This is a genomic window from Cognatundibacterium rugosum, from assembly GCF_014284365.1.
GTDB classification, from domain to species: Bacteria; Pseudomonadota; Gammaproteobacteria; order Burkholderiales; family Burkholderiaceae_D; genus Undibacterium; species Undibacterium rugosum.
On sequence record NZ_JACOGG010000037.1, the window covers coordinates 1 to 9,959 of the forward strand.

General features: G+C 51.7%; 10 protein-coding genes. 2 read left to right on the top strand and 8 right to left on the bottom strand.

Annotated features, from left to right (window positions below; all coding sequences use genetic code 11):
• Positions 1-262: 262 nt before the first annotated feature.
• The 8 genes from H8K47_RS17710 to H8K47_RS17745 form a co-directional block, all read right to left on the bottom strand.
• Positions 263-1,366, bottom strand: a complete 1,104-nt coding sequence (locus H8K47_RS17710) for an enoyl-CoA hydratase/isomerase family protein (RefSeq protein WP_186882682.1) — start codon at positions 1,364-1,366, stop codon at positions 263-265.
• 135 nt (positions 1,367-1,501) lie between these two features.
• The gene (gene hpf, locus H8K47_RS17715) at positions 1,502-1,846 is read right to left on the bottom strand and encodes a ribosome hibernation-promoting factor, HPF/YfiA family (RefSeq protein ID WP_162020613.1); all 345 of its coding nucleotides are present in this window, start codon (positions 1,844-1,846) and stop codon (positions 1,502-1,504) included.
• Between the two features lie 120 nt (positions 1,847-1,966).
• A complete protein-coding gene (locus tag H8K47_RS17720) occupies positions 1,967-3,430 on the bottom strand; it encodes an RNA polymerase factor sigma-54 (protein WP_186882683.1) in 1,464 nt (487 codons plus the stop codon).
• Between the two features lie 11 nt (positions 3,431-3,441).
• Positions 3,442-4,194 (bottom strand): LPS export ABC transporter ATP-binding protein, encoded by a 753-nt coding sequence (gene lptB / locus H8K47_RS17725; RefSeq protein ID WP_186882684.1) that lies wholly within the window; start codon positions 4,192-4,194, stop codon positions 3,442-3,444.
• A 1-nt stretch (position 4,195) separates the two neighbouring features.
• Entirely contained in the window at positions 4,196-4,768 is a 573-nt protein-coding gene (gene lptA, locus H8K47_RS17730; RefSeq protein ID WP_186882685.1) for a lipopolysaccharide transport periplasmic protein LptA, read from the bottom strand.
• 4 nt (positions 4,769-4,772) lie between these two features.
• Complete coding sequence (lptC, locus tag H8K47_RS17735) at positions 4,773-5,432, bottom strand: LPS export ABC transporter periplasmic protein LptC (RefSeq protein ID WP_186882686.1); 660 nt, start codon at positions 5,430-5,432, stop codon at positions 4,773-4,775.
• On the bottom strand, positions 5,429-5,953 hold the full coding sequence (locus H8K47_RS17740; RefSeq protein WP_186882687.1) for a KdsC family phosphatase: 525 nt from the start codon (positions 5,951-5,953) through the stop codon (positions 5,429-5,431). The genes lptC and H8K47_RS17740 overlap by 4 nt, the downstream gene beginning before the upstream one ends.
• Complete coding sequence (locus H8K47_RS17745) at positions 5,953-6,915, bottom strand: KpsF/GutQ family sugar-phosphate isomerase (RefSeq protein WP_222612832.1); 963 nt, start codon at positions 6,913-6,915, stop codon at positions 5,953-5,955. The genes H8K47_RS17740 and H8K47_RS17745 overlap by 1 nt, the downstream gene beginning before the upstream one ends.
• 317 nt (positions 6,916-7,232) lie before the next feature.
• Here H8K47_RS17745 and H8K47_RS17750 point away from each other — a divergent pair, with 317 nt between their 5' ends.
• Complete coding sequence (locus H8K47_RS17750; RefSeq protein ID WP_186882689.1) at positions 7,233-9,215, top strand: monovalent cation:proton antiporter family protein; 1,983 nt, start codon at positions 7,233-7,235, stop codon at positions 9,213-9,215.
• A 34-nt stretch (positions 9,216-9,249) separates the two neighbouring features.
• Positions 9,250-9,792, top strand: a complete 543-nt coding sequence (locus tag H8K47_RS17755; RefSeq protein ID WP_186882690.1) for an adenine phosphoribosyltransferase — start codon at positions 9,250-9,252, stop codon at positions 9,790-9,792.
• Positions 9,793-9,959: the final 167 nt, after the last annotated feature.

Here is a 9,959-nt window from a genome sequence, read left to right on the forward strand (position 1 = left end):
GTGCCGCCGACGCCGTCTTGGCGTATTGATTCCATCGTCCATCATGTACAAGTGTCCACTTATTAAGTGGACACGATCATCTACGCTTACGCACTTAACTTCAAGATGACTTCACCGGATGCTTACGGCAATCAGCTAAAAACAACACAACAGACAGCCAATAACACAAAGGGAGTACGCTTGCGCGTACTCCCTTTGCTGCTTCTGGAATTTGTCCAGATAAATCAGGTTTATTCTGATCGCTTTCAGATGAGTCGTTAGCTTAAGAAGCCAGTTCCTGCAGGTACCTTAAAGGATGTGCATAGTCTGGCCACACCTGCGCAAAGAAACTCAGAACCTGGTCACGACTGACCGCGTCCAGACTGGCTGGAGACCAGGCTGGTGTATTGTCTTTATCGACCACCAAGGCGCGCACGCCTTCAAGCACTTCCCCGTGTTTGAAGCAATGTCTGACCATATCGCGCTCCATCCGCAGGCATTCAGACACCGTCATAGAGGCACTGCGCCTGAGTTGTTCTAATGTGACGCACATCATCAGTGGTGAGCGCTTGGCCATGGTGTTCGCTGTTTTTTGTGCGAAATCGCTGCCTTCCTCACGCAGAGCTTGCATGACGTTGGAGACTGAGTCTGCACTGAAGACCGTATCAATCAAGTCGCGCTGTTGTGCCAGTTGCGAACCTGCAGGATCCGCCTGGTCGCGGTAGGCCGCAGCAAACTGATGAATTTGTGCGCGCAGGTCAGTGCTATCACTGGTATGCAAGAGTTGCATCAACGCGGGTAATTCAGCGGAAGGAATAAATACGTCGGCAAGGCCAGCATATAAGGCATCCGCGGCACCGATCACTTCACCACTTAAACCCAGATAACTGCCGCATTGGCCTGGTGTACGTGATAGAAAATAACCACCACCTACATCAGGGAACAGACCGATATTCACTTCCGGCATTGCCATCTTGGTACGTTCCGTCACTATCCTGACGCAGGATTGTGGACCTGCTTGGGCGATGCCCATACCGCCGCCCATCACTACACCGTTCATCAATGCGATATAAGGCTTAGGATAGAAATGGATCAGATGATTAAGGGCATATTCTTCCGTAAAGAAGTCTTCCAGCAATGCACTGTCGCCGCGTGGGCTGGCGGCACCTACGTCATAAAAAAAGCGGATATCACCACCGGCACATAAGGCCTTTTCGCTGCTGCTTTGCAGGACCACTGCGCGTATTTGAGGGTCATCGCGCCATGCCATCAGTGCTGCGGTAATGCCACGTACCATATCAAGCGAAAGTGAATTCAGTGCTTTTGGCCTGTCCAGTGTGATGTAGCCTATATGGTTGTGTACTGAAGTGAGAAGGTAGTCGCTCATAGAGAATCAGAAAATTCATTAAGGTCAGCAATTCTATGCTGTGATCTGCCTGCAGATCAAACTTTGCTTACATTTTATGCCAACAAAAAAGGACGCAAGCTGCGTCCTTTTGAGTGATCTCCTGAGGGAGATGTGTTATGCCGACGCTGGGTCAGGCATGTGTTTGATCGCTTCGTGGTGGTGATCCTGGATCTTGTCTTTGTGTTTGATCACCTGACGGTCCAGTTTGTCTATCAATGCATCAATTGCGGCATACAGATCGTGCGCCAGACTTTCAACATGAATATCTTTTCCGCTGATATGCAGATTGATATCGGCCTTATGGCGTTTCTCTTTTTCGCGGAGCTTATCGACCGTCAGGATGACGGCAATATCAATGACCTGATCGAAGTGACGCCGGACGCGTTCCAGCTTGGTTTGTACATATTCACGGATTGCAGGAGTTACTTCGACGTGATGTCCACTGATGGTGAGATTCATACTGTGCTCCTATGGTGACGTTGCTTGCTAAATACTCGCTATGATGATGCGCTCATCTCATCTTGTTGGTACTGAGCTAAATCATATATAGCAATTAAAGCCGTGATTACAAGAACTGCGTTACAAAGTTTTACGCAAACTGACTGGTGGGATTTTCAGGGCTTCGCGGTATTTGGCAACGGTGCGTCGCGCAATGACCATCCCCTGTTCACCCAGCATGTCTGCGATTTTACTGTCAGAGAGTGGGCTCTTCTGGTCTTCTGCTCCTATTAGCTGCTTGATGAGAGCGCGTATTGCGGTGGACGATGCTTCCCCCCCGGTTTCCGTCGCAACGTGGCTGCCGAAAAAGTACTTTAACTCAAACATCCCATGCGGGGTCAGCATGTATTTTTGGGTCGTCACACGAGAAATCGTACTTTCGTGTAAACCTAGTGTATCAGCTATTTCGCGCAAAACAAGGGGGCGCATCGCGACTGCGCCATGCGTGAAAAAATTCTTTTGTCTTTCTACAATCGCTTGTGCAACGCGCAAAATAGTATCGAAGCGTTGCCGCATATTTTTGATCAGCCAGCGCGCTTCCTGTAGCTGAGTACCAAGACTGCATTCATTTTTATTATCTTTTGCCATTTGTGCATACATGCTGCTGACGCGCAATTTTGGCATCACATCCTGATTCAGCAAAACCTGCCATTGCTGTCCACATTTGCGCACGATTACATCGGGAACGACATAGTCTGCGGCTTGCTGGGCAAAGGCAGATCCGGGGCGCGGATCACACAGGCGTATGACTGTTTGTGCTTCACGCAGATCCTCGTCGTCACAGGAAAAGATTTTTTTTAATTTTGTGAAATCCCGCTGTGCGAATAGACTTAACTGTTGCTCAATAATCGCTAAGGCCAATCTGCGCGTGACCAAAGGAATTTTAGGCAGCCGTCGTATTTGTAGTGCCAGGCACTCGGACAGATTGCGTGCAGCGATGCCAGCAGGCTCAAAACTTTGCACCATATTCAAAGCGAACTGCAACTCTTCAGGCTCTACGCATAATTCCAGTGGCAGGCTGGAATAGATATCGTCCAGGCTTTCAGTCAGGTAACCATTATCGTCGAGTGCATCGATGACCAGTTCGCACAATGCCAGGTCACGTCCGCCGCGCAGGTTGACGCGCATTTGCTCCAGCAGATGCGCGCGCAGAGTGATACAGGCTGCTTCCAGTTGTGGACGTCCATCATCGTCTTCAGCCTGACGTGGTCCGGCCGGTACTTCGTCAAAACTCCAGTCTTCAGCACTCACGCTTTCGCTGGCGGCAAAATCGGCCTCGGCAGGGGCTTCGGTGGTGTTAGCCTGCTCACCCGGTACCGTATTGTTATCTGTCGTGGTGTTTTGCGCCATCGCACCGTCGGCCAGCAGGCGTATGGCATGATCCAGTGGATCATCCACTCTCTCGAGCATGGGGTTTTCAATGAGCAGTGACTCCAGTTCCTGATGCAGCTCCAGCGTAGAGAGTTGTAGCAGCCGGATGGACTGCTGCAGTTGCGGCGTCAGTGCAAGATGTTGCGAAGTACGGAGTTGCAGACTTTGTTTCATGATGCGCCCGGTTACATACGGAAGTGTTCTCCGAGATAAACCCGGCGCACAGATTCGTTCTGGATAATATCGTCTGGCTTGCCACTGGCCAGTACGGCTCCCTGATTAATAATGTAGGCGTGATCGCAGATGCCCAGGGTTTCACGTACATTGTGATCGGTAATCAGGACGCCGATACCACGCCCTTTGAGGAAGCGTACGATGCGTTGTATCTCGATGACGGCAATTGGATCGACACCGGCAAATGGTTCGTCGAGCAAAACAAACAAGGGATCGGTCGCCAGCGCACGTGCAATTTCCACGCGGCGACGCTCACCACCGGACAAGGAGAGCGCCGGATTTTCACGTATATGTTCTATCTGCAGGTCCGCTAATAACTGATTCAGACGTTGGCTAATGTCGTCCTTGCTCAGAAATTTACCCCGCTTGTCTTTTTTTAATTCCAGTACTGCACGAATGTTTTCCTCTACCGTCAGCTTGCGAAAAACGGACGCTTCTTGCGGCAGATAGGACAGGCCAAGTACCGCACGCTGATGAATCGGTAATGCGGAAACGTCGACCCCATTAATGCCGATCTCGCCACTGTCAGAGGGTACCAGCCCGACTATCATATAAAACGAAGTCGTCTTACCTGCACCGTTTGGTCCGAGTAAGCCTACCACTTCGCCACTTTTAACCATCAGCGATACATCTCTGACTACCTGGCGTGCGCCATAGCTCTTTTGCAGTCCTTTGACTTGCAAAGTATTATCTGTAGCCATCATCTTATTGGGCCTGCGTTGTACCTGACGCTGATTTGCTGCGCAGGATAAGTTGAGTCCGGGGCTTCGCTGTGTCATGTTCGCCGCTGACGCTGTTGGTACCGGTCAGCACTTCATTGCGGCTATCATAGGAAAGATATTCGCCGAATTGTTCCTGCATTACCTTGTTAGCTTCGATATTGCGCACTTTGGCGCGGGTGGTGAAAACGACGATTTCGGTTTTTTCATTGTAGACAGCTTTTTCTGCCTCGCCTTCTAGCCAGCGCTCATTCGGGCCATCCATTTTTTGACGGAAGGTAATCAGGCCATGATTTTTCCCCAGCAAGGTGACTATCTGGGTTCCATCTTTTTCTTCCTGTATGGTCGCATTATCTGCCTGGATCAGCAGTGTGCCACGGGTGATGGTGACACCGAGTGAGAGTACATTCAGATTTTTTTTTAAATCATAGAAGCTTTTACCTGCTTCGATGACCGCATCTTTCAAGGCGTCTGCTTTTTCTGCGTGCGCGATTGGGGCCAGTGTGCAAGATAGCAGTAGGCCGGCTACTGTAATGAGGCGTCGTAAAGAAAGGTGCATACAATTATTTCCTGATATCTGATTGTGAGGGCGGTGCTGCCAGGTCCGGGCGCCGCTTGATACGCATATTAACTTTGCTCAGAAAGCTGACTTGCTGAGTCAGATTGTTGGCCTCAATTCCGATTGATGTGGCATCTACTTTATACGTCTGCATACGGACCGCCTGATCCGTTTTGACAATATCTGTATCCGGCAGCATCAGCAGGTACTGAGTGTTTAACTGAAAAAAATTCTTAGGATCAGCCGAGGTCTGCGCGACGACTACATCCTCATAAAAATGGACTTGATCATAGCTACGGTTTAATGCCGGATTGGCTGATTTCTGCTCGACCAGGGCGCGTTTGGCCTGTATCGTCACTGGTTGTCTGCGCTCATCAAAACTATGTATCAGCGGATTGGTAATCTCATATTGATCAGTCTGTGGCAGATGAATCAGCTTATCACCCTGTACATGATAATTGGCCTGTCCGTTATTGGATAATTTAATGAAATTAAATTTCTCTACATAGTAATCTGGCTCTTTGCGATTCTGCAGGCGACCGGCTGCTTCATCTCCCTGGCGGTGGATGATCTGATGGATCCAGATGCCAGCCAGCACCATGACGCCGAGAGCGATTACGCCCATCCAGCTTCGTGCCTGATCGATAGTGACTTGAGGTTTCATGACAGATAGCGGGCTAAGGCCAGATCATACTTACCCTGGGCGCGCAGGATCAGGTCGCAGATTTCGCGTACTGCACCTTTGCCGCCACCCGCGGTCGTGACGAAATCCACGCGCTGCCGGACTTCGGCGTGACCATTTGGTACGCTGACAGAAAATCCGACCCGGCTCAACACCGGTAAGTCAATTACGTCATCACCGATGAAGCCGCAGGCAGCGGCGGGGAGTTGTAATTCGTCGATTAAGCTCAGGAAGGCAGATTGCTTATCATGGATGCCCTGACGTACATGGGTGATGGCAAGATCAGCGGCACGCTTTGATACGATAGCCGATTGGCGGGCACTGATAATTGCAGTCGCAATGCCTGCATCCTGCAGCAGGCGTATGCCCTGACCATCAAGCACATTGAAGGTTTTGAGCGCTTCACCCTCAGGGCCAAAATGCAGACTGCCATCGGTCAGAATGCCGTCTACATCAAATATCATCAGCTTGACCTGGGCCGCTTTTTGCAGAATGTCGTTCATCAGATCACCTTGGCGCGGGTTAGGTCGTGGATGTGCAGCGCGCCAACCAGATGACCGTCTGTATCTGCCACCAGTAACTGGTTAATGCGATAGGTTTCCATAATCTCTACGGCTTCGACCGCGAGTTGATCTGGGCGTATGCGGCGCGGATTCGGGCGCATTACATCTGCAATCGAAATTTGCGTGAAATCCTGTACGGTCTCCATCATGCGGCGTAAGTCACCGTCCGTGAACACACCGATGATCTGATTTTCTGTATTGACCACCGCCGTCATCGCCATGCCTTTTTTGGTGATTTCCAGCAGCGCGCGGGTCAGCTTGGTTTCCGGCGTCACACTGGGGATGGCGTCGCCGGTGCGCATGACGTCTTTGACATGCGTCAGCAAACGGCGCCCCAAGGCACCACCAGGATGAGAACGCGCAAAGTCTTCTTCACGGAAGCCACGAGCATCCAGTACCGCAACGGCCAGTGCGTCGCCCAGTGCCAGTGTGACGGTGGTGCTGGCGGTCGGTGCCAGATTCAACGGGCAGGCTTCTTTTTCCACGTGCAGGTTCAGATGGGCATCAGCGATTTGAGCCAGGCTGGACTGAGGCTTACCTGTCATTGCGATCATCTTCACGCCCAGACGTTTGATGATGGGGACGATAGACATCAGCTCGGCGGCTTCGCCGGAATAGGAGATGGCAATAAACACATCTTGCGGTGTGATCATACCTAAATCGCCGTGCGCCGCTTCAGCCGGATGGACAAAAAAGGATGGCGTGCCGGTAGAGGCAAAAGTGGCTGCGATTTTGCGACCGATATGACCAGATTTACCTATGCCGGAAACGACCACACGGCCGTTGCAAGATAGCAACATGTCGACCGCCTGCGCAAATGCAGCGGCATCTTCTGCCTGCAGGCGCTGACGCAAATGATTGAGCGCGTCGGCCTCAATTTGCAGGGTAGTTGCGGCCAGCATGACCGCCCGCTGCGCTGCACTGGTGCAGCCAGACTTTGACGTGTCGTCAGAGGATAAGGGAGCAGTGAATTGATTCATGCCCGAAGTATAAACGAAATCCTGTAAGCAAAAACTCTGCCAGATGTAACATAATTTGCCTCTGCCCTAAAACAACGCTGTCATATGCCGGCACCATCCCGTGATACCTGGCAAAGTGGCAGGGTAAAGCATGTTGAGCCACCCAATTGGCTTTTGTTGCCGGCTCCGGGCAGGTTTAAAAATGGCATTTTATTCTGCGGAAACAACGCGCCAACGGCAATATCGGCAATAATGTCTTTATGAATGCTCTCGACACCACCTTATCTTTACTGGCCGCCGCCGTTCTGGGGGTGGTGGCTTTCCGCATGCTGCAATTGCCGCCGATACTGGGTTATCTGGTGGTCGGTGTGGTCATCGGCCCTTTTGGGCTGGGCTTTGCTGAAGACAGCGCAGTGACCCATGAAATGGCGGAATTCGGCGTCGTGTTTCTGATGTTTTCAATAGGGCTGGAATTCTCCCTGCCCAAGCTGATGGCCATGCGCAAGCAGGTATTCGGACTCGGGATGGCGCAGGTTTTGGTGACCATCCTGGCCAGCCTTTGTAGTGGCTGGCTGGCCAGTTACTGCCTGCCCAGGTTTTTTCAGATAGGCTGGGAAGCCGCATTCGCGTTGGGTGGGGCGCTTGCCATGTCATCCACCGCGATTGTGTCGAAAATGCTTACGGAGCGTCTGGAGCTGGAAAGTCTGCATGGCCGCCAGATTATCAGCATCCTGTTATTTCAGGATCTGGCTGTGGTGCCGCTGCTGATTTTGGTACCGGCGTTGGCTACCCACTCAGACAATATTGTCACGACCTTGTTGTGGGCTGGTGGTAAAGCCGTACTGGTGCTGGTCTTGTTGCTGGTGGCAGGACAGCGCATGATGCGTAGCTGGTTCAAGCTGGTCGTGAAGCGGCGCTCTCAGGAATTATTCATGCTGAATCTGCTGCTGATCACGCTGGGTGCAGCCTGGCTGACCGAGAAAGCTGGCTTGTCGATGGCGCTCGGTGCCTTTGTGGCAGGAATGCTGATTTCCGAAACAGAATACCGGCACCAGGTGGAAGAGGATATCAAACCTTTCAGAGATGTGTTGCTGGGCCTGTTTTTTATCACTATAGGCATGCTGCTGAACTTGAAGCTGGTCGCGCAAAACATATGGATGGTGCTGTTCCTGTTTATCGGGCCTATGTTGTTAAAACTGGTATTGATTGCAGGCCTGGCGCGCTTGTTTGGTTCATCCACCAGTGTTGCGTTGAGGACTGGGCTGGCTCTGGCGCAGGCGGGTGAATTCGGTTTTGTGTTGCTGAATCAGGCTGGGGCACTGAATCTGATCGACCCGCAACTGCTGCAGCTGATTCTGGCCTCCATGGTATTGTCTATGCTGACTTCGCCCTTCATCCTGGCTAAGTCAGATGCGATAGTGATGAAATTCTCAGCCAATGAATGGATGATGCAGTCGCTGGCATTGACTCAGATCGCGGCGCGTACGATGTCGACCCGCAAACACGTGATCATCGCGGGTTTTGGCCGTAGTGGCCAGAATCTGGCACGTTTGCTGAGTGAAGAAAAAATCGACTACCACGCCTTGGATCTGGACCCAGACCGGGTACTGGAAGCTCAGACGGCAGGTGCCAACGTGTCCTATGGTGATGCTGCACGTAAGGAAAGCCTGGTTGCGGCTGGCATACACCGTGCTGCCGCTTTGGTCATTACCTATACCAGCACCGCATCAGCGCTGAAGATTTTGCATTTTGTGCATGAGCTGCAACCAGACTTGCCGGTGATAGTGCGTAGCCATGACGACGTGGATCTGGAAAAATTACGCGAAGCCGGTGCCACCGAGGTGGTGCCTGAACTGATGGAGGGCAGTCTGATGCTGGCTTCGCATGCGTTGGTCTTGCTGGGTGTGCCTTTGCGGCGCGTGGTGCACCGGGTGCAGGCTGCGCGTGATGAGCGTTATGAATCACTGCGCGGCTTCTTCCATGGTGCCAGCGACGCAGCGGATAGTCCGGATGCCATGCAAATCCGCTTACACTCAGTCACCCTAAGTGAACGCGCCAGCGCGGTTGGCAAGCGCATTGCAGAGCTGGCGCTGGCCGAGCTGGAGGTGGATATCCATACCATACGGCGCGGTAAGGCCAGGCACGAGGCGGACGATACGCTGGTTTTACAGAGTGGTGATGTGATCGTGGTACGCGGAACCTCAGAAGCAGTCGCTAGAGCGGAGCTGAGGCTGTTAAAATAGCGGGTTATTTTTAAAAATTGAAGGACATCTGGCGATGTTAAATCCATCCGAGTACATTAAAGAACATATCCGCACCGTGCCAAATTGGCCACAAGAAGGCGTGATGTTCCGCGATATCACCCCTTTGCTGCAAAATCCCAAGGTGTTTCGTGTGTTGATCGATATGTTCGTACACCGCTATATGGATGAAAAAATTGATGTGATTGCTGGGCTGGATGCGCGCGGTTTCATTATTGGTTCTGTGCTGGCTTATGAATTGAATCTGGGCTTTGTGCCTATCCGTAAAAAAGGTAAGCTGCCTTTCCATACGGTATCTGAAGAGTATGAACTGGAATACGGCAGCGCGACCGTCGAGCTGCATGCTGACGCTTGCAAAAAAGGCGACCGCGTGGTGCTGATCGATGATCTGATCGCGACGGGCGGTACCATGATGGCTGGTAAAAAACTGCTGGAGCGTCTGGGCGCTACCGTGGTTGAGGGCGCGGTCATCGTCGATTTGCCGGAATTGGGCGGCTCTAAGATCATCAAAGACAGTGGTATGCCTTTGTATACGATTTGCAATTTCGACGGACATTAACACGGCGCTTTTGCCAGTTTTGACAAAAAAGGATGCCCGCATTGAACTGCACCCCAAAAGTTGGACACCCGTCCATACTTTTGGGGTGTTTTCATGAGTAAATATACAAAGCAATTCAAAGTACAGGTTGTTGAGTACTATCTGCAGGAGAACGCTGGCTGCGCTCT